At 38.2% G+C, this 20,553-nt stretch carries 16 protein-coding genes and 1 pseudogene; 11 read left to right on the top strand and 6 right to left on the bottom strand.

Annotated elements, in window-relative coordinates:
* Window positions 1-61: 61 nt before the first annotated feature.
* On the bottom strand, window positions 62-949 hold the full coding sequence (locus PH4a_RS06515) for a PhzF family phenazine biosynthesis protein (protein WP_129038672.1): 888 nt from the start codon (window positions 947-949) through the stop codon (window positions 62-64).
* A 235-nt stretch (window positions 950-1,184) separates the two neighbouring features.
* Between PH4a_RS06515 and PH4a_RS06510 the strand changes: the two genes are divergently transcribed.
* A complete protein-coding gene (locus tag PH4a_RS06510) occupies window positions 1,185-1,724 on the top strand; it encodes a DUF2058 domain-containing protein (RefSeq protein WP_129038670.1) in 540 nt (179 codons plus the stop codon).
* Window positions 1,725-1,732: 8 nt separating this feature from the next.
* Here the strand turns inward: PH4a_RS06510 and PH4a_RS06505 are convergent, their stop codons facing one another.
* The gene (locus PH4a_RS06505; RefSeq protein ID WP_129038667.1) at window positions 1,733-2,431 is read right to left on the bottom strand and encodes an RluA family pseudouridine synthase; all 699 of its coding nucleotides are present in this window, start codon (window positions 2,429-2,431) and stop codon (window positions 1,733-1,735) included.
* A gap of 194 nt (window positions 2,432-2,625) precedes the next feature.
* Between PH4a_RS06505 and PH4a_RS06500 the strand changes: the two genes are divergently transcribed.
* The 5 genes and pseudogenes from PH4a_RS06500 to PH4a_RS06480 all read left to right on the top strand — a co-directional run bounded on the left by PH4a_RS06500 (window position 2,626) and on the right by PH4a_RS06480 (window position 7,657).
* Window positions 2,626-3,108, top strand: a complete 483-nt coding sequence (locus tag PH4a_RS06500; RefSeq protein ID WP_129038665.1) for a cold-shock protein — start codon at window positions 2,626-2,628, stop codon at window positions 3,106-3,108.
* Between the two features lie 43 nt (window positions 3,109-3,151).
* A complete protein-coding gene (locus tag PH4a_RS06495) occupies window positions 3,152-3,397 on the top strand; it encodes a DUF2543 family protein (protein ID WP_129038663.1) in 246 nt (81 codons plus the stop codon).
* Window positions 3,398-3,633: 236 nt separating this feature from the next.
* Complete coding sequence (locus PH4a_RS06490) at window positions 3,634-4,374, top strand: MurR/RpiR family transcriptional regulator (protein WP_064718281.1); 741 nt, start codon at window positions 3,634-3,636, stop codon at window positions 4,372-4,374.
* Window positions 4,375-4,717: 343 nt separating this feature from the next.
* Window positions 4,718-6,273: pseudogene (locus PH4a_RS06485) on the top strand (PTS transporter subunit EIIC).
* Between the two features lie 13 nt (window positions 6,274-6,286).
* Window positions 6,287-7,657: a class-II fumarase/aspartase family protein gene (locus PH4a_RS06480; protein WP_129041832.1), complete on the top strand. Its 1,371-nt coding sequence runs from the start codon at window positions 6,287-6,289 to the stop codon at window positions 7,655-7,657.
* Window positions 7,658-7,877: 220 nt separating this feature from the next.
* Here PH4a_RS06480 and PH4a_RS06475 read toward each other — a convergent pair whose 3' ends face one another.
* Window positions 7,878-9,194, bottom strand: a complete 1,317-nt coding sequence (locus PH4a_RS06475) for a sodium-dependent transporter (RefSeq protein ID WP_064718278.1) — start codon at window positions 9,192-9,194, stop codon at window positions 7,878-7,880.
* 675 nt (window positions 9,195-9,869) lie between these two features.
* Here PH4a_RS06475 and fdhF point away from each other — a divergent pair.
* A complete protein-coding gene (gene fdhF, locus PH4a_RS06470) occupies window positions 9,870-12,038 on the top strand; it encodes a formate dehydrogenase subunit alpha (RefSeq protein WP_129038661.1) in 2,169 nt (722 codons plus the stop codon).
* A 78-nt stretch (window positions 12,039-12,116) separates the two neighbouring features.
* Here fdhF and fdoI read toward each other — a convergent pair whose 3' ends face one another.
* The 3 genes from fdoI to fdnG are packed head-to-tail and all read right to left on the bottom strand — an operon-like array spanning window position 12,117 to window position 16,766.
* A complete protein-coding gene (gene fdoI / locus PH4a_RS06465) occupies window positions 12,117-12,776 on the bottom strand; it encodes a formate dehydrogenase cytochrome b556 subunit (protein WP_129038659.1) in 660 nt (219 codons plus the stop codon).
* Entirely contained in the window at window positions 12,773-13,711 is a 939-nt protein-coding gene (gene fdxH / locus PH4a_RS06460; RefSeq protein WP_129038657.1) for a formate dehydrogenase subunit beta, read from the bottom strand. Before fdxH ends, fdoI begins: the two co-directional genes overlap by 4 nt.
* Before the next feature lie 10 nt (window positions 13,712-13,721).
* On the bottom strand, window positions 13,722-16,766 hold the full coding sequence (fdnG, locus tag PH4a_RS06455) for a formate dehydrogenase-N subunit alpha (protein ID WP_129038654.1): 3,045 nt from the start codon (window positions 16,764-16,766) through the stop codon (window positions 13,722-13,724).
* A 340-nt stretch (window positions 16,767-17,106) separates the two neighbouring features.
* Here fdnG and PH4a_RS18485 point away from each other — a divergent pair, with 340 nt between their 5' ends.
* The 4 genes from PH4a_RS18485 to PH4a_RS06435 all read left to right on the top strand — a co-directional run bounded on the left by PH4a_RS18485 (window position 17,107) and on the right by PH4a_RS06435 (window position 20,549).
* A complete protein-coding gene (locus PH4a_RS18485) occupies window positions 17,107-17,232 on the top strand; it encodes an oligogalacturonate-specific porin KdgM family protein (RefSeq protein ID WP_164971534.1) in 126 nt (41 codons plus the stop codon).
* Between the two features lie 211 nt (window positions 17,233-17,443).
* Window positions 17,444-18,142, top strand: coding sequence for an N-acetylmannosamine-6-phosphate 2-epimerase (locus PH4a_RS06445; RefSeq protein WP_129038652.1), 699 nt, complete (start codon window positions 17,444-17,446; stop codon window positions 18,140-18,142).
* The gene (gene nanK, locus PH4a_RS06440; protein WP_129038649.1) at window positions 18,139-19,008 is read left to right on the top strand and encodes an N-acetylmannosamine kinase; all 870 of its coding nucleotides are present in this window, start codon (window positions 18,139-18,141) and stop codon (window positions 19,006-19,008) included. Before PH4a_RS06445 ends, nanK begins: the two co-directional genes overlap by 4 nt.
* Before the next feature lie 50 nt (window positions 19,009-19,058).
* Complete coding sequence (locus PH4a_RS06435) at window positions 19,059-20,549, top strand: sodium:solute symporter family protein (protein ID WP_129038647.1); 1,491 nt, start codon at window positions 19,059-19,061, stop codon at window positions 20,547-20,549.
* Window positions 20,550-20,553 lie beyond the last annotated feature (4 nt).

Here is a 20,553-nt window from a genome sequence, read left to right as displayed (position 1 = left end):
CAATATACTCCGAATGCACTAATTGGTTCAAATTTTGCTAAAACCACTCACCCTATTTTAGTTATAGTTTAATTATTTTTGTGCCAATCATCGTCGCTTGCCCACCAACTTTAACACGGTTAATTGCTCCATCTTGTGAATCAATACTTACTTGAATAAGAGATGAACATTTCATTGCTCGCCCTTGTTCTAATTGAAAGTGAGAGCTATTGGGGTAAACATAATTCACTAAATAACATCCTAGTGCACCACTAGAGCTACCCGTTGCAGATTCTTCCTCGATGCCGTAAAGCGGTGCGAAATTGCGGCAATGAGCAGTGATGGACTCTTCTGGGCTTAATTCAAATACGTGAAAACCTATCGTGTTAAATTCACGGCTTAAATTTGCGATCAGGCTATAATCAGGTTGCAAAACATCTAATTGGCCAAGCTGTACTGGAACTAAGATATCAGGTAATCCAGTCGAGATTATCTTAATAGGCAAGCCTGTCGCTTCAATAGCTTTATGATCTATACCAAGGGCTGTGGCAATATCGTTAATGTCAGGGCCTTGGCGTATCATTGGTAACGTCTGTTCCATAACAACACCATCAGGACTGACAGAAACACGTAAAATACCCGCTTTGGTTTTTTGTGTGTAATGACCTGATGTCAGCAATTTAAGTGAAGATAAGGTGAAGAAAACAGCTAATGTTGCGTGTCCGCAAAAATCAACTTCGCCTTCAGGGGTAAAAAAATCCACCTCGAAATCGGTCTCTTTGCCCTGATAAACAAATGCAGTTTCAGAGAAGCCTACTTGTCGTGCAATAGCTATTTTTTGTTCAACACTCAACGCTGGTGGGGAGAGAACAACCCCAGCAGGATTACCGCCAGTATTATTTCGAGTAAATGAGTTCACAAGATAGACTTTAATATCGTGCGTTGCCGTGTGTATTTCTTCATTTTGCATTTATTATTCCTGTGTAACGCCTAATCCAACCAATATTTTCTATCACCTTTTAAGAATAAAAGCATATAAAAGCGTTTACTTTTTGTTTGTTATCTTTAAATTCGTTTCTCTAATTAGAGATAAATAATAAACAATTAAATATTAATTATCACTAATGCCCAATATTGCAACCTAATGCAGTCTTAGAAATTACAGGTATAATCGTTTAAATTATTTCCCTGATTCAGAGATAAAAATGGCCAAACTTACTTTACAAGAGCAAATGTTAAAAGCCGGTCTTGTGACCAGCAAAAAAATGGCAAAAGTGCAGAGAACAGCTAAAAAATCACGCATTCAGGCTCGTGAAGCGAGAGAAACGGTAGAAGAAAATAAAAGAGCACAGCTTGAGCGTGATAAGCAGCTTAGTGAGCAACAAAAGCAGGCGGCTTTGTCTAAAGAGTATAAAGCGCAGGTAAAACAACTGATTGAAATGAATCGGATCACACCATCAAAAGGTGATATTGATTTTAATTTCACGGATAACAATTTAATTAAAAATATTGTGGTCGATAAGTTAACACAATCTCAATTGATTAGTGGTCGTCTCGCCATTGCTCGCTTGGTGACGGATAACAGTGGTAAAACGGAATACGCCATTATTCCAGCCAGTGTTGCTGATAAAATTATGCAAAGAGATGCCAACAGCATTTTACTCAATAATGCACTTAGCCAAACTGAACAAGATGAAGATGATCCTTATGCTGATTTTAAAGTACCAGATGATTTGATGTGGTAATCATTTTATCAAAATGGGCTCGCACTGTGAGCATTGATTGGTGCTTTGTTTATAGGATGCAAAAAATGCAATTCACTGGCATGTAGCATTAGCCGTGGCGTTTTTTCAGTACCTGTTGGTAAAAGACCACCATATAAATCACAGCCTAAAATAGGATAACCTAAATACTGACAGTGAATGCGTAGTTGATGCGTACGCCCTGTTTCGGGGGTGAGTTGAACTCGTGTTAATGGCACAGATGTGCCATCTTCTCGCGTTTGGTAAAAACGTTCGATAACACGATAGCGAGAACGAGCCGGTTTACCTTGTGTGGCACTAATAGACATAAGCGGAAATAGCGCAGGATCTTTAGCAATTGGCGCATCTATAACACCGCAGTCATCACTTAAATGTCCACAAAGTAGCGCATGATAGACTTTAGTCACTGTACGCTGGCTAAATTGCTGACAAAGTATCGCATTTATCACTTTATTGCGAGCCACAACCATCACCCCTGAAGTACCAAAATCTAAACGATGAACAAGTGTACAACCAGGAAAAACTTGTACTAATCGATAATGTACAGAATCTAAATTCTGTGGATTTTTTCCTGAAAGGCTGAGTAGTCCAGAAGGCTTATTGATAACAACTAAATGTTCATCTTGATAGAGATATTCAATTTCGTCATAGCAAGGTGGCGCAATAAAGGTATCAATAATCTTAGACATTGGTTTATCCAGCGAAGAGTAGGCGAGAATAATAACCAACTTTAGGTTGATTAGCGAATGACACCTAGAACACACTTGTTTACACATTGTAGAAATTTCTCATCTAGACTTAAACTAAAGGCATAGTCTGTATAAGCATTGTGCTTTATACTGCGCGCTGAAAAAATTGGTTAGATAATGATTAAGAGGCGGTAATAGCGATGGATGGAACGATCACAACGTGGTTTGAAGATAAAGGTTTTGGATTTATCAAAGATGAAAACGGTGATAATCGTTATTTTCATGTGGTTAAAGTCTCTAACCCTGATCTGATTAAAAAAGGTGCTATAGTAACTTTTGAACCGACCACGAATACTAAAGGTTTGTCAGCTTACGCTGTTAAAGTTATTCCAGATAGCAAATATATTTATATTGCGGGTGAGCGCATCAAACTTACTGCTATTAAGTCTTATGTGGTTTATAGCGAAGAAGTGCCAGCAGATACCCGCATTGATAAAGAAAATGCGGTATTGTCTATAGGCGCTCTGATGAATAGCATTAGACCAAAATCGGCTAATCCTAATGAAATGCGCTCACTAAAAAAATTAGCGATAACGACGCTTCATGGAACGATATTAACTTTTTCTGAAGATGAAATAGATATCGATGCGACAGTAAAAGTAATTAAGAACATTTAATATCAGATAATAAGTCTCCACTCTAAACTTTTGAGGGCGATCTATGAATAATGAAATACCATTTAAATATTATGACATCGTGGAAGAGTACGCGATGGGTTCGGCAAAATCTGTAGATAAAGCCGAAGAAGACGCGCTTGCTCGTTATTTTCAGTTATTGCTGGCTCGTTTAACAAATAACGAAGAAATAAGCGAAGAAGCACAAAAAGAGATAGCGAAAGAAGCGGGTATTAATGAACAGCGCATTGATGATATCGCGACATTTTTAAATCAATGGGGGAATGAATAGCGCTGAATCTCTTGCTTGAAAGGTATCTAATAAACGCGACACAATATCAAATTCAACGTCGCGTTTTGAGGCTATCATGATTGGTTGTAATTATTACTTCAATTCACAAAATACTGCTCTAACACTATATAACTCTCTGATTTAACGTATACTCAAAACACGAACGATGGACTTTAATTCACACCATTTTAGATGATGATAAACACGAATTTTTAGACTAATTGATTGGGTGAGATATGCTGGATTTTTTAAAAAATTATGACAACTTAACAGTCAGCGAAAAAAAAGTATTAAAATATCTCACTGATAATATTGCCGATATACCCTTCTTAAATATTAATGAGTTAGTAGAAAAAACGTTTGTATCAAAAACGGTAATTATTAATTTATCGCAAAAATTAGGATTTAGTGGGTTTAAAGAACTTAAATTTCAAATTAACAATTATAATTTAACAAAAAATAAAGCAGAAAAAATAAACTCTTCATCTTATAAAAAACAGCTAGAAAAAAACATTAATAAAAGTTTTACATTAATTAATGAAGAACAGATCCATGATTGTGCTAAAACGTTACGTCATTCTAGAAATATCTTTATTGTTGCTAGAGGTACCAGCAAAGCGGTGGGATATTACCTTGAGCATTTATTATTTGCATTGGGGTTACACTGTTTTTTTATTAATGATTACAATCTGTCTGATTCTTTTACTCGGTTAGTTAATGAAGATGATACTGTGATATTTATCTCCCTTTCCGGTGGTACTAAAAAAATTATTGAAACGGCTAAAATTGTTCAATTAAAAGATGCCAATATTATTAGTATGACGGCATTTCATACCAATGAACTCACTGCTTATGCCAATAATACTTTGTTTTGTTTTGCTGATAGCCACGATACGAAAAGAGATGATACAAAATCTAGAATAGGTTTTTTTATTTTGGTGGACTTGTTGATTAACGAATTAGAAAATTTACTTTAAATTTTTATAACGATAATGCTATTAGTCATAAAGGTTGGTATTTTTATTACTTTTTATCTATTAATATTAATAAACTATTCTAGTATTAAAAATAATAATTAAAAAATTTAACTCAATAATAACAGCTGTTTCTTTCTGATTTTCTTTTTTTTAAATAATAATATATAAAAGATATAAAACTATTTTATATCTTTTATTCCTATACCTATTTTCCTTACAAGACCTAGGTCATAAATAATGACTTAAGATAATATTTAAAACCGCAACGTCATTCATTTTATAGAACACCCAGTGCTAGAGTAGCTCTGTAATTATTTATATTCAGAGTCATAAGGAAAAAAATATGGCCAGAAAAAAGTTCAGTGAATCCATTCAACGCTTTGGTAGAACCCTACTCCTACCTATCGGCGTTTTGGCGCCTATTGGTATGATACTGGGTATCAGTGGTGCTCTAGTTCAGTCTTATATGATTGCACGATTTCCATTCTTAGGAAATGAAACAGTCAATGCATTATTAGTCAGTATCCGTTCTATTGCTGGCGTTATTTTTGACAATATTCCACTGCTATTTGCTATGGGGGTGGCTTATGGTATGAGCCATAAAGATAAGGGAATTGCCGTTTTTGCCTCTGTAGTCGGGTATTTAACCTTGATAAGTACTATCAATATCTGGCTGGTATTGACAGGTAAGCTTGCCGATCCTGCGATTATGACGCAAGTGGGGCAAATCAAGGTGTTAGGTATACAAACCATGAATATCAGTGCTGCTGGGGGATTATCACCGGATTAATTGCCGCTTGGGCGACTGATAAATTCTATAACCTTGAACTTCCTACCGCATTTGCTTTCTTCTCTGGTAAAAAATCTGTCGCCATTATTATGGTTGGATTGATGATCGGTGTCGGTTCATTGTTACCGTTTATTTGGGAAGTCTTAGTGATGGGGTTAACTAAGCTCTCAGCCGTGTTTTTAAGCCCAGTTGGCCCATTCTTTACTGCGGGTGGTGAACGACTGTTTATTCCATTTGGTTTACACCATGTATGGAACGTTCTGTTTAGATTCACTGAAGCGGGCGGCTCTTACATCATTGATGGACAAACCTACGTTGGTGTAGTTCCTGCAATGACAGAAGTGTTATTTAACCAAGGACCAAGCAGTGAATATTGGGCAATGATGCCAAGTCTGACGCGTTTTATGGCTCAACAGCAAATGTTGGTGACGCTATTCTTATTTCCTGCTATTGCATTGGCTATTTACAAAACCGCTAAAAAAGAAAATCGCGTTGAAGTGAAGTCGATGTTAGTCACTATGGTCTTGACGGCGATGCTCGGAAACGTAACTGAGCCGTTAGAATTTACCTTCGTCTTTATCGCGCCGCTCTTATATTTAATCTACGCCATTATCGTGGGTATCGGTGCGGTTCTACTCTCGTTTGCTGGTGTGGCTATCGGTTATATCCGAGGAACTATTTTTGACTTCACTATCTTTGGCTTACTTTACGAAAATACCAACTGGATTTTCTTAGTCCTTATTGGCACCAGTTTAGCTGTTGTGACTTACTTTATCTTCTGCTGGGCTATTGTGAAATTCGATATCAAAACACCTGGTAGAGAAGAATCAAGTAATCTTAAAAATACATTAATCAAAGAAAAACGTTATGGCGAAATTGCAGAAATATTAATTCAAGCATTAGGTGGAAAACAAAACATTCGCAACGTTGATAACTGTATTACTCGACTTCGAATTGATATTTCAGAAGTTAATCAAATAGATAAAGAATTAATGTTGGAGTCAGGTTGTACAGCATTCTTTATACCTGCGGCAAATCATGTCCATGTTGTTTACGGACCTAAAGTCGAATTTGTCCGAAATGCTGTTGATGAAGCAATGAAGAAATAAAAAAGGATACATGATGAGAGCGTTATACGATTCTAAAAGTAAAACAATTGATGATCGCGGTATAAAAGAGCTGCTATCCAATGAAGCCAAATATTCAACTTGGTTAATGTTTGAATCAATGTTAGCTCAAGCTCAAGCAGAACAAGGTTTTATTCCACAATCAGCTGCAGATGAAATTAAAGAAAAGGCAGTCATTGAAAATATAGATTTTGAAGAGATGAACCGTATTTATCAAAAAATCGGTCATGGCTTTGTGCCTTTTTTAAAGGTATTAGTGAATGCGTGTTCAGAAGAGAGTGGTAAATATATTCACTACGGTATTACTACGCAAAATATACAACAAAGTTCACAGCTCTATATGATGAAAACTGTGCACCATAAATTTATGCTGCTCTTAAGTGAGATCATCGAAAATTTATCAGGTTTAGCCGAGAAAACTAAGCATATGGTTATGGCGGGGAGAACACATGGACGCCATGCTATTCCTATCACTTATGGTTATAAAGTTTCTGTTTGGATAAGTGATTTTATCGACTGCTATCAGCGCATGAGAGAGTGTGAAAAACGAGTATTCACTATCATGATGGGCGGGGCAGTTGGTGCATTTAACTCAATGCCTGAAGTAGGAATAAAAGTACAAAAACGTGTTGCTGAATTAGTGGGGATGAAGGCAATGGAAGTCCCTTCTCGTAACCTCAGCACTCATAAATTAGAATATATGGCTAATTTAGCGCTGATGGCAAATATCTGTCATAAAATTGGCGAAGAAGTGTATAGCACAACACTTGAAGAAATTGCTGAAGTTTCGGAAGGGTTTACTAAAGGCACAGTGGGCAGCAGTACAATGCCCCATAAAATAAATCCCAAATTAGCAAAAGGAATTATTGCTAACTCACAAAAACTTTATTCTCTGCCAAGTGTGGGGATGTATTCCGCAGTGAGGCCTTATGAGGGAGATAGTAGCTCTTATATGTTATTTGATGGATTACTTGAAGAAGCTTTAGAGCTGACAACAGAAATTCTATTAAGAACAGAAGAGCTGTCTAGAACGATAGTTCCTCATGAAGAGAGAATGCTGCATAACGTATTAAGAAATAAAGGATTAGATAATACCGAATACGTTATGATGAAAATGGCAGAAAAATTAGGTAAAGATAAAGCCCACTCTCTGTTATATGAAGAAGCGATTAAAACCGCCGCAGATGGTGAAGATTTCTATACTAATCTGATGAAAAATAAAACTATTACAGCTGCCTTTAATGCTGATGAAATTAAGGCGATGTTGGATCCTCGCTCTTATATTGGCTTATCTGTAGAGATTGCTGAAAAAGAAGCAAAACGTGGCATGGCGATAGTTAAAGAAATTAAGCAGCATTACAAATAACAAAGTAGAGTAATTAAGTATCCATTAAGGTAGTAATTACATATTAAATAGAGAGTTACCTGTTTTTATATCAACATCAGGTAGCTCTCTTTTTATTTCAATATTCAGATAAACTTCTGTCTTTTCTACAAGTTCGACAATAAGGCCATTGCCAAGTTAGTCGTAATATCATTATAAAAGCAGTATAAAAATCGCTCTATACTGCTTTTGATTTTATAGTTTAACCAATCAATCCATGAACTAAAATAACACCAATACATAATGGGCCGATATAACGCCATACCAGCAATAAACATTGGCGTTTTAATCCCACAATATTCTCAGGAATTAATGCGCTTGCTCTACGTGACCAGCCAAAAATAAGACACATCGCAATACCAAACAAAGGCATCAGAATATTTGAGGTCAGGTAATCCAATAAATCAAATATTGTTTTTCCGCCTAATGTCACATCGCTCATAGGGCCAAAGGATAATGAAACAGGAATACCCATTAACATAATCGATGCGGTAACGACTAAGCCAGCTCTGCGACGAGTCCATTGAAAACGCATTTGTACATAAGCAACAATATGCTCAAGTAATGAAATTGCAGATGTTAATGCCGCCATCAATAACAATACAAAAAAAGTGACCGCTAAAATATTGCCACCAGGTAAGTGAGCAAAATAGACAGGCATAGTCATAAAGGTTAAGCCGGGGCCTGCATTAGGTTCTAAACCCGCAGCCGATAATGCAGGAAAAATCATCAAACCGGCTAATACACACACCAAACAAGAAAGGATAACAACCCATACACTTGAATTGGCAATGCCTTTATTGTCCGCTAAATAGGCGCTATAGGTGATGTGAATACCTAAACCAATAGACAATGAGAAAAAGGCTAATCCCAGCGCATCTAACACACCTTGAGGTGTTAATTTACTAAAATCAGGATATAAAAATAATTTTAAACCTTCGGAAGAACCCGGTAAGCTAATGCCGACAATAATCAGTAAAATCATAATGATAAATAACATTGGCATCATGATTTTAACCGCTTTTTCTAATCCTCGCTGTACTCCAGCTAATACCACAAAACAAGTTAAGCCAGAAAAGACGAGATGAGCAAGTATTGGCCACCACGGATCACTAATAAAACGCGTAAAAATACCTGTTAATTCAGTGCTATCAGTAATATTTAACTCACCAGTTGCTGCCATTACGGTATAACCAATGGTCCAGCCGCCGACAACACTATAAAAACTATAAATACACCATGAGCTGAAAACACCAATTACGCCAATGACAGCCCAATTGCGTCCCATCATCTTCTTAAAAGCATTAACAGCTTCAGCTTGAGTACTGCTCCCAAGAATGTTTTCGGCAAGTAATACCGCAAGCCCGATAATAAAACTAAATAATAAAAATACGACGAGGAAGGCACCGCCACCATTATTTGCAGCAACGTAAGAAAATTTCCATATCGCGCCAATACCAATTGCAGAACCTGCGGCAGCTAAAATATGTCCAAATCGAGATGTCCATTGTTGGCTCATTTTTCCTCCTGGTTAATTGTTTTAGTCGTGGAGGTTATTGCCAAACAATAGATTGAAGATAACGCGTTGTAATTCATAATCTTTGTGGTGAAACTAAACATCATAGAACTCCCTAAAAATCAGTTCCACCAGTAGGTTACAAACAAAAAAGCCACCTTACTGGTGGCTTTTGCAAAAGATGAATAAGCGCAGCCACCTAACGAAGTAGTAGGTTTAGGCTTAGTAGTCGTAAATTATTGATACTCGCTTTCATACTTTTGCTCTTTATTGATATGAATATAGTTGAATGCAGGGTTTTTGTGGACACCACTGCTAAAACTCGACCCTTTTTTTATATCACAAAAATAAATTAAAGAAAGCCTTATTTTTAAAGTCGTTAGTATATAGAGAGTTTTATTTGCTTTGTTTTCACCTCGTTTCAACAACATGTTGTATTAAAGGCCAAGTACATTTTTAAATAAAAATTAATACTAATAATGAAAGTATTAACGGCAAGAACAGCCTTATACCTATAAAGATTGTTTTTTGTCGTCAAAAATGTCGAAGTCTATTTATTTCTCACTAAGATTATCTCTATTTTATTGATAATTAATAAAATATTTATTGGCATAATTTGTGCTTAGTTGAAAGTTCTTTATGACTCTTTTACTCCCTAGTTAGGGGAAAGGATATCACATGAACAAAATCAACTCCGTCTGTCCTTATTGTGGCGCTGGCTGCAAAATCAATCTCTGTGTCGAAAATGGTAAAATAATCAAAGCTGAAGGCGCTAATGGTGTCACCAATCAGGGCGAGCTATGTTTAAAAGGGCTCTATGGTTGGGATTTTTTAAACGACAATAAATTGCTAACAGCCAGAATTCATGAACCCATGATCCGCCGACAAAAGGGAGGTGATTTTGAAATAGTGAGTTGGAATGAGGCTATTAGTTTCACCTCTCAAAAACTGCAAGAAATAAAAGATAAATACGGTGCAAAATCAATTATGTGCACAGGTTCTTCTCGTGGTACAGGGAATGAAACCAATTTTGTTATGCAGAAATTTGTCCGAGCTGTATTAGGTAATAATAATGTCGATTGTTGTGCCCGAGTTTGTCATGGCCCTTCTGTTGCAGGTTTACAAGAAACATTAGGTAATGGCGCAATGAGTAATTCAATCGCTGATATTGAAGATTCTGATTGTTTATTGGTATTTGGTTATAACTGTGCAGATTCTCATCCTATAGTGGCTAGACGCGTTGTTAAAGCAAAACAGAAGGGTGCCAAAATAATTGTTTGTGATCCGCGAAAAATAGAAACCGCTAAAATTGCTAATCAATACTTACCCCTAAAGAATGGAACAAATATGGCATTAGTTAATGCCTTTGCTTATACACTAATAGAAGAAAATCTTTACGATAAAGATTACGTTAGCCGCTATACCGAGGGTTTTGATGAATATAAAAAGCAATTAGAAAACTATAGCCCTGAGGCGGTGCAAGATATTGTTGGTATTCCTGCTATCGAAATTCGTAAAGCAATGCGCACTTATGCGAGCGCTAAAACTGCAACTATTATGTGGGGTATGGGGGTTACGCAATTTGGTCAAGCTGTTGATGTTGTTAAAGGATTATCGGGCCTTGCATTATTAACTGGAAATTTAGGTAAGCCGCATGTGGGGGTAGCCCCCGTTCGTGGACAAAATAATGTTCAAGGTGCGTGTGATATGGGAGTTTTACCCAATATGTTTCCGGGTTATCAATATGTCACAGATGAAAAGACGCGCAAAAAATTTGCTCAAGCGTGGAATATTCCTGTTGAAAAACTCGACCCAGAAGCGGGTTACCGCATCACCGAAGTACCTCATTTGGCTATTGAAGGTAAGGTGAAAGCCTATTACATCATGGGTGAAGATCCACTCCAAACAGAGGCTGATTTAGGGTTAGTGAGAAAAGGATTTGAAGCCCTCGATTTTGTAGTAGTACAAGATATTTTTATGACTAAAACGGCAGAGCAAGCGGATGTTATTTTACCTTCTACTAGCTGGGGTGAGCATGGCGGCATTTTTACTTGTGCAGATAGAGGTTTCCAACGCTTTGAAAAAGCCGTTGAAGCAAGAGGCAATGTAAAACGTGATTGGGAAATTATCAGTTTATTAGCCACCGAAATGGGATATCCAATGTCGTATGCTGATAATGAAGAAATCTGGAATGAAGTCAGAGAGTTATGCCCACTATTTTATGGTGCTACTTATGAGAAGTTGGCTGGTTTAGCGCATATTCAATGGCCTTGTACTGATTTAGACCACCCTGGTACACCTTATTTATATTCAGAAAATGAATTTAATACGCCATCAGGTAAAGGAAGGCTTTTTGCGACACAATGGCGAGCACCGGCTGAATTACCTGATGCTGATTACCCGATGATCCTCTCTACTGTACGTGAAGTAGGGCATTATTCTTGCCGTTCAATGACGGGTAACTGCAAAGCATTAGCCTCATTAGCCGATGAGCCGGGTTACGTTCAAGTGCATCCAGAAGTTGCAAAAAAAGCAGGAATTCGCGACCAAGAAATTGTCTGGGTTGAATCTCGTCGCGGAAAAGTGATGTCTCGTTGCAATGTTAATGAAAGCATTAATGAGCAAGCTATTTATATGACGTATCAATGGTGGATTGGCGCTTGTAATGAACTAACACAAGATAATCTTGATCCTGTTTCAAAAACACCAGAAACAAAATATTGTGCTGCAAAAGTCATTAAAATTGATGACCAAAAATGGGCTGAAAGCCAAGTTTCTCAAAGCTATCATACGATGAGAAGTCGTTTAATTAATTTAGTTGAACAGGCTAAAACAGCAGCACATTAAACGTGGTATACAGTTATAAAAATAGAAATGGAGGCGTTTTAGCCTCCATTTTTTCTCACACATTAATTAAGCCGTTTATTATTTTGGTGTATTTTTATTTTCTGCTGCTTTTTTCTCTTCGTCTAAAATCTCACGATACCAACGAGGGTGATGCTTTTTAGCCCAGCCGCGAGTTACCCAACCTTCAATCATGCTACGAATCGAGCCTTTAACCCAAAACGCGGCATAAGCATGAACAATAACAGTAATAATCAGTAAAATTGCTGAAATTGAATGCGCTAGTAATGCGATACGAATGACTGGAATAGAGAAATAATCAGCAAAATAAGGACGCCAAATGATAACACCACTAATGGTGAGAACGATAAGGCTGATACTTAAAGTCCAATAAATTCCTTTTTGGCCTAAGTTGTAATGCCCGATATCACCCGCTTCTTCATTTTGCAGTACTTTGTGAATATTTTTAGCCCACACTAAGTCATCTTTATCAATAAAGTTGTGCTTCAAGTATCTGAAGAACATAAAAATAAAGAAGAACACCATCGCAAGACCCACAAATGGGTGCAGTAAACGTGAAAGTTGTGGTGTACCTAAAATATTCATAAACCAATTTAATGAGGGAAAGAAAAATCCTAACCCACTAAAGGTAGTGAAAATAAAAAAGATAGCGACAACCCAGTGGTTAATTCGCTCTGATGCGGTATGGCGAAGAATTTTATCGCTTTTCTTCTTCATTATTTTTGCTCCTCTTTATTTGCAGAGCTTGATGTTTTAGAAGATGCTTCCATTTCTTTAAGCGCTTCTTCTTCGTCTTCTTCTGTTGTATGGTTAGGGCCAATACCTAAGTAATGGAACATTGCGCCAGCAAATGTTGCTGCAAAACCAACAGCAGCCAGTGGTTTCCAAATGCCTTTCCAGAATTTAACCGTTGAGCTAATTTCTGGGTTTTCTGGTAAGCCATGATACAAATTAGGTCTATCCGCATGATGAAGTACGTACATTACATGAGTCCCACCTACACCTTGTGGATCGTACAAGCCCGCTTTGTCATAACCACGCGTGTTAAGTTCAGCAACACGCTCATTAGCCAGATTGATCATTGATTCTTTAGAACCAAAATGAATCGTGCCAGTAGGACATGTTTTTACACATGCAGGTTCTTGACCAACTTCAACACGATCAACACATAATGTGCATTTATAAGCGCGGTTATCTTCTTCGTTAATGCGAGGCACATCGAAAGGACAACCCGCAATACAATAACCACAACCAATACAGTGTTCAGATTGGAAATCCACAATACCGTTAGCATATTGAACTATCGCGCCTTCAGCAGGACAGGCTTTTAAACAACCTGGATCAGCACAGTGCATACAGCCATCTTTACGAATTAACCATTCCAGTTTGCCGTTTTCTTCAACTTCAGAAAAACGCATGACTGTCCATGATTTGGCCGTTAAATCCATAGGATTATCATAAACACCCACGTTAAGACCGACTTTGTCACGAATATCGTTCCATTCAGAACAAGCAACCTGACAGGCTTTACAGCCGATACACGTTGTGACATCGATGAGTTTTGCTACTTCTTCTTTAAAATCGCGCACGTGTGGTGCTGGCGTTAAGGAGTTGGTAGCAGAGCGACGAATAATATCTTGAGATTGCAATGACATTAGTTTCCCCTTATGCCTTTTCGATGTTAACTAAAAACGCCTTATATTCTGGCGTGAACGAGTTCGCATCACCTACAGACGGCGTTAATGTATTAGCAAGGAAACCTTTACGTGTTGCACCTTCAAATCCCCAGTGACAAGGAATACCTATCGTATCAACGACGTTACCGTTGATAGTGAGTGGTCTAATACGCTTAGTGACAACGGCTTTTGCTTTTATATAACCGCGTTTTGCACTAACTTTGACTTCATCACCCGCAACAATACCTTTGCGTAATGCCAATTGCTCACCAATCTCGATAAATTGATCGGGCTGTGCTATCGCATTGATTAATGAATGTTTAGTCCAATGGCGGAACAATTCGGTAATTGAATAGGTTGTTGCAACAAATGGAAATTCGTCAGCTTTACCTAAGTGATCAGCATCGTAGCTATATAAGCGTGCAACAGGGTTACGTGAAACCTCTGGGTGTAAAATATTATGCTCAACAGGTGATTCAAATGGTTCGTAGAATTCTGGGAATGGACCATCAGCCATTTTATCGACAGCAAATAAGCGGCCCATACCCTCAGCTTGCATAATAAAAGGTCCAACACCGCTATTTGGGGCAGCATTATTGTAGTCAGGCACATCAGGGCCTACCCATTGCGAACCATTCCATTTGATAAGCTGGCGTTTTTCATCCCACGGTTTACCCTGAGGATCGACAGAAGCACGGTTATATAATACTCGACGGTTTTGAGGCCATGCAAAAGCCCAACCCGGCGTACAACCTAATCCAGATGGATCTGAGTTATCGCGATTGGCCATTTGGTTGCCTTTTTCAGTCCAGCAACCAGAATAAACCCAACAAAAGCTTGCTGTTGAACCATCAGATTTCAACTGATGGAATCCATCAAGTTGCTGTCCTTTTTTAAATAATAATTTGCCTGAATCATCGTAGATATCACGCATTGCTTGGCCATTAGCTTCTCTTGCCACTTCTTCTGGTTGAGGATCATAAGGGTCGACATAATTCCAAGCTAGATTCATCACAGGTTCAGGACATGCGCCGCCTTCTTCGCGATATAATTCGCGTAAGCGCATTAATAAATGCCCTAAAATTTTACCATCGTGCCATGCTTGTGCTGGTGGCTTAGCACCAGCCCAGTGCCATTGTAACCAACGACCTGAGTTAGCAATTGAGCCGTTTTCTTCAGCAAAGCAAGACGAAGGTAGACGAAATATCTCTGTTTGAATATCCGCAGAGGTAACATCGTTCATTTCACCGTGGTTTTGCCAGAAGTTAGAAGATTCTGTCACTAACGGATCGATAACGACCATATATTTCAATTTGGCTAATGCGGCACTGCATTTATTTTTATCAGCAAATGCGGCTAATGGGTTAAAGCCTTGAACAATATAACCATTCATTTTGCCATCAATCATCATTTGCGTTTGCGCCATGATATCGTAGCTTTTATCCCATTTAGGTAACCAGTGATAACCCCATTCATTACTTTCTGTCGCACTATCCCCCCAAAAACTTTTTAATAAGCTAATAAAAAAGTCAGGAGTTCTTTTCCAGTAGTTGATTTGGTCAGCAACGACAGTTTTAGGCGTAATTTGCGATAAATAAGTTTCTAATGAAGTCTGTTTTTCATTAGGTAATGGCATATAGCCTGGTAAATTTAATGATAATAATCCGAGGTCACTATAGCCTTGAATATTTGAGTGACCACGCAGTGCGTTAACACCACCACCCGGCATTCCTACATTCCCTAATAACAGTTGGATCATCCCTGCGGCACGAATAGTTTGTGCTCCACCGGTGTGGTGAGTCCAACCTAAGGCATAAAGAATAGTTGAGGTACGATCATTAACACTTGTTGAAGCTAATGCTTCACAAATATAGAGAAAATCTTCTAATGGTGTGCCACATAAAGAGGTCACCATTTCAGGGGTATAACGCGATACGTGGTGCTTTAGTAAATTCCAAACACAACGGGGGTGTTGCAGAGAATCATCTCTTAACGCTAAACCATTTTCATCAAGTTCATAGTGCCATGAGGTTTTATCATAGCTTTGGTTTTCTTTATCAAACCCGCTGAAAAGGCCTTCATCGAAGCGATAGTCTTCGCGAATAATTAATGGTGCATTGGTATAGGCTTTAACATATTCATGCTGAATTTTATCATGCTCAATTAGATAATTAATGACGCCTAATAAAAAGGCGGTATCAGAGCCTGCACGAATAGGAGAATATAAATCAGCTACAGCGGCGCTGCGGTTAAAGCGAGGGTCAACGACAATAACCTTAGCATTATTTTTAGTCTTTGCTTCAATTACCCACTTAAAACCTACAGGGTGTGCTTCGGCTGGATTGCCCCCCATAATTAATACAACGTTGGCATTTTTAATATCAACCCAGTTGTTAGTCATTGCACCACGACCAAAGGTGGGCGCTAATGCCGCTACCGTTGGCGCATGGCAGAGTCTTGCCTGACAATCGATAGCAATCATGCCTAATGAACGTGAGAATTTGTTATCTAGAATGCCAGTTTCATTACTTGCCGCAGATGAACACAACATACCTGTTGTTAGCCAGCGGTTTACTTTTTGTCCTTTTTCGTTATGAGTAACAAAGTTTTCATCACGATCTTTTTTCATTAAACGTGCGATTTTGTCTATCGCCTCATTCCATGAAATTCGTTCCCATTTATCTGAGCCTGGTTTGCGATATTCTGGGTATTTTAAGCGGTTTTCACTATGAATATAGTCGACAAGGCCAGCGCCTTTTGGGCATAAAGAACCACGGCTGACGGGATGGTCGGGGTCGCCTTCAATGTGATAAATGCTTTTATCTACGTTTTTTGCACCATCGCCTAAGCTGTACATTAAAATGCCACAACCTACAGAACAGTAAGTACAGTTATTGCGCGTTTCTATAGAACGTAAGAGTTTATATTGACGAGAGCTTGCCGCGACTTCAGGTGAAAAGCCGAGTAATGCCGCAGATGTACCAGCCATTCCGCCAGCACAGATCTTAAAGAACGATCTCCGACTGATTTGCATCAGAGTCTCCTGGTTAATTGATAAATAACATCCGTACCGGGCGTTTAAAAAACGTCCAGCAGAGAATAAGAATTCATTTTTCAATCATTCAAGACAGACCTGAGTATCTTTAAGCGAACTCAATGTGATGAACTACTACTTAAAATGACGGGAGAATTATAACGAGTAAAATAAATAAATCCATACTAACAATGCGGATACAAATTATATTAAAAAATAACAATTTGATTTGATTCTAGTCATATTAAATAACCAATTTTTCAATTAGCACACATGGTATTAATGATGAAAAATAAATTGCCTTAATGGTTTTATTTGTTATGCATCTAATAAATTTAAAGTGGTTTTTTCATATCAAAGCCATATTACATTCACTCCTTATTTTGAAATTTTCACTATGACAGTAAGTCCCTTTAGTCATAATCGTCAGACGCATTATCGTATTAAATTGCAATTTAATTTTTAATTTCCATTAAAGAAAACAAGCTAAATAAAGAGGGAGAATGATAAGAATATCATTCTCCCTCTTTATTTTTATTATTTATCAGTTGGTTACAGTCTTTCGTTTATTGTTTGATCCTCTTCACAAATTGTCTTTTTTTTGATTGAGAAATCAAACTCCGTAAAATATTATAATTTGGAGTTATATTTCAAAAAAAGAGAGCGGTGTATTAAAAATGGCGCTAATTAAAACAATGATTAAAGATATTCAACAAAAAGGTGGGTTAATTGTGTCTTGCCAGCCTGTTGATAATAGTCCAATGGATAAGCCAGAAATTGTTGCTGCAATGGCTCAAGCCGCAGTAAATGCTGGTGCTATCGCTGTGCGTATTGAGGGAATTGATAATTTAAAGGCAACTCGTCCACTTATCGATGTACCGATTATTGGCATTGTAAAGCGTGATTTACCCGATAGTCCTGTGAGGATCACGCCGTGGCTTAGTGATGTTGAGGAATTAGCGGCAGAAGGTGCAGATATTATTGCTTTTGATGGCACTGATCGTGAGCGTCCCGTGGCGGTGAAAGCGTTATTGGCCCGTATTCATTATTTAGGAAAATTGGCGATGGCTGATTGCGCTACTTTTAATGAAGGCATGTATTGCCAAGAATTAGGTACAGAATTTATTGGTTCAACAATGTCAGGTTATACCGGCGGTGAAATACCGAAATTACCTGATTTGGATTTAGTGACTGCATTGGCAGAAAAAGGATGTCGAGTGATTGCTGAAGGGCGTTATAACACGCCAATGATGGCAGCAAGAGCTATGCAAGCAGGTGCTTGGGCTGTCACTGTGGGATCAGCATTAACGCGTCTTGAGTGTGTATGTGATTGGTTCACTCAGGCATTAAAGTGGCAGCAGGAGCTAGATAAATGAATACATTAGCAATTGATATTGGAGGAACAAAAATCTCGGCGGCATTAATTAGTCGAGATAACCAATTGACACAACATACTCAAATCACCACACCAGCCAGTGCATCACCAACACAACTTTATGAGGCGTTAGTTGCCATTATTACACCACTAAAAGCTCATGCTGATAGTGTTGCGGTGGCATCAACAGGGATTATTTGTAATGGCGTTTTAACAGCATTGAACCCTGATAATTTAGGTGGGCTAAGGAATTTTCCTTTAAAGGAAAAATTATTTGAGCTTACTGGATTGCCATGTTGGTTACTCAATGATGCTCAAGCGGCAACATGGGCTGAATATAATTACCGTCGCGAAACCATCTCTGATATGGCGTTTATTACTGTATCGACAGGTGTTGGCGGTGGCGTTATTCAGCAAGGACAACTCTTTATAGGAAAACGAGGTATTGCAGGTCATTTAGGTCATACATTAGCTGATCCTCATGGGCCACGTTGTGGGTGCGGTCGTTACGGTTGCGTTGAAGCAATTGCCTCAGGCCGAGCGATAGCGGCACAAGCGACCAATGAACTTGCCGGAAAAGATGCTAAAGCGATTTTTGCAGCCTTTCATCAGGGAAATCCGCAAGCAAAATCAATTATTGAACGTTCAGCAAACACAATCGCAAATTTGGTGGCAGATATTAAAGCAACAACCGATGCCGATTGTGTCGTCCTTGGCGGTAGTGTTGGGTTAGCAAAAGGGTATATAGAGCTCGTTCAAGCAGCCATGACACAACAACCATTAACATTACAAGTGCCCATCTTATCGGCTCATTATCATCATGATGCTGGGCTCTGGGGTTCAGTTCTTTGGGCCAGAGAGCAATAAAAAACTGTCGTAAAACTTACCCTTTACCCTACATATGGCAGGACTAAAAAATGCAATTACATGATTTTGGTTTCGTTAATTATGCAGTACTGTTCGGTTATTTAGCGGCAATGTTACTTGTTGGCGTTTATTTCTCTAAACGTCAAAAAACAGCAGATGACTATTTCCGTGGTGGTGGTCGTGTTCCGGGTTGGGCTGCAGGTGTCTCCGTTTTTGCAACCACATTGAGTTCTATTACTTTTATGTCCATTCCAGCAAAGGCTTATACCTCAGACTGGACTTTTATTCTTGGGCAATATTTAGCTATCGCTATTTTGCCATTAGTTTTTTATTTCTATATTCCTTTTTTTAGGAAATTAAAAATAACATCGGCCTATGAATATTTAGAAGCACGTTTTGATGTACGCAGCCGCTTATTTGCTAGCCTTTCATTTATGTTATTTCATATTGGTCGAGTTGCCATCATTACTTATTTGACTGTACTTGCGCTGCGTCCTTTTATGGGGATCGATCCGGTAGTATTAATTGTGTTGATTAGTTTGCTATGTATTATCTATACATGGATGGGGGGTATTGAAGGGGTTATTTGGACCGATGTTATTCAAGGGTTATTACTTTCTGGTGGTGCCGTACTTATCTTTATTATGATCTGCTTTAAAGTCGATGGTGGAATTAGTGAAGTATTCACAATGACATCACAAGCAGATAAATTTTTCCCGACAACTCAATTTCGTTGGAGTTGGACGGATAGCACTATTCCTGTTTTGATGATTGGATTTTTGTTCGCTAATATTCAGCAATTCACAGCGAGTCAGGATGTCGTACAACGTTATATTGTGACGGATTCAATTGAAGAAACTAAGCGTACGTTGATCACAAACGCCAAATTAGTTGCCATTATTCCTATTTTCTTCTTTGCTATCGGCTCGGCGCTATTTGTGTATTACAAACAAAATCCTAGTTTATTACCTGAAGGTTTTAATACCGGCGGTATTCTACCTCTATTTATTGTGACTGAAATGCCAGTGGGTATTGCAGGATTAATTATTGCAGCCATTTTCGCTGCTGCTCAATCTAGTATTTCCAGTAGTTTAAATAGTATTTCCAGCTGCTTTAACTCTGATATATACACTCGCTTAAGTAAGGTCGAACGCAGTGCTGAACAAAAAATGAGAATAGCCAGACTCGTTATTATTGTTGCTGGTGTGTTCAGTAGTTTCGCGGCAATTTGGCTTGTTTTATCTGATGAGGCTGAAATTTGGGATGCTTTTAATAGCTTGATCGGTTTAATGGGTGGTCCAATGACAGGGTTATTTATGCTTGGTATTTTTGTTAAACGTGCCAATGCAGGTAGCGCTGTTGTAGGTATCATTGTCAGTATTATTGCGGTATTAGCAGCGCGTTATGGTAGTGATCTTAATTTCTTCTTTTATGGCGTCATTGGCGCGATGTCTGTGGTGATTGCTGGGTTTATTACGGCACCACTTTTTGCATCAGCAAAACAAATTTCATTAAATGACAGTGAAATATCAGAAAATTAATAAG

It is taken from the genome of Proteus hauseri (genome assembly GCF_004116975.1).
Classification (GTDB): Bacteria; Pseudomonadota; Gammaproteobacteria; order Enterobacterales; family Enterobacteriaceae; genus Proteus; species Proteus hauseri.
The sequence above is the reverse complement of the archived record's forward strand: the minus strand, read 5'-3'. Positions and strand labels throughout refer to the sequence as shown.

Bases quoted from the DNA above. Each gene is read 5' to 3' on its own strand.
- PH4a_RS06475 (WP_064718278.1), bottom strand. From the start codon at position 9,194: ATGAGCCAACAATGGACATCTCGATTTGGACATATTTTAGCTGCCGCA.
- fdhF (WP_129038661.1), top strand. From the start codon at position 9,870: ATGAACAAAATCAACTCCGTCTGTCCTTATTGTGGCGCTGGCTGCAAA.
- PH4a_RS06480 (WP_129041832.1), top strand. From the start codon at position 6,287: ATGAGAGCGTTATACGATTCTAAAAGTAAAACAATTGATGATCGCGGT.
- PH4a_RS06505 (WP_129038667.1), bottom strand. From the start codon at position 2,431: ATGTCTAAGATTATTGATACCTTTATTGCGCCACCTTGCTATGACGAA.
- PH4a_RS06435 (WP_129038647.1), top strand. From the start codon at position 19,059: ATGCAATTACATGATTTTGGTTTCGTTAATTATGCAGTACTGTTCGGT.
- PH4a_RS06515 (WP_129038672.1), bottom strand. From the start codon at position 949: ATGCAAAATGAAGAAATACACACGGCAACGCACGATATTAAAGTCTAT.
- PH4a_RS06510 (WP_129038670.1), top strand. From the start codon at position 1,185: ATGGCCAAACTTACTTTACAAGAGCAAATGTTAAAAGCCGGTCTTGTG.
- fdnG (WP_129038654.1), bottom strand. From the start codon at position 16,766: ATGCAAATCAGTCGGAGATCGTTCTTTAAGATCTGTGCTGGCGGAATG.
- PH4a_RS06490 (WP_064718281.1), top strand. From the start codon at position 3,634: ATGCTGGATTTTTTAAAAAATTATGACAACTTAACAGTCAGCGAAAAA.
- nanK (WP_129038649.1), top strand. From the start codon at position 18,139: ATGAATACATTAGCAATTGATATTGGAGGAACAAAAATCTCGGCGGCA.
- fdxH (WP_129038657.1), bottom strand. From the start codon at position 13,711: ATGTCATTGCAATCTCAAGATATTATTCGTCGCTCTGCTACCAACTCC.
- PH4a_RS06445 (WP_129038652.1), top strand. From the start codon at position 17,444: ATGGCGCTAATTAAAACAATGATTAAAGATATTCAACAAAAAGGTGGG.
- PH4a_RS06495 (WP_129038663.1), top strand. From the start codon at position 3,152: ATGAATAATGAAATACCATTTAAATATTATGACATCGTGGAAGAGTAC.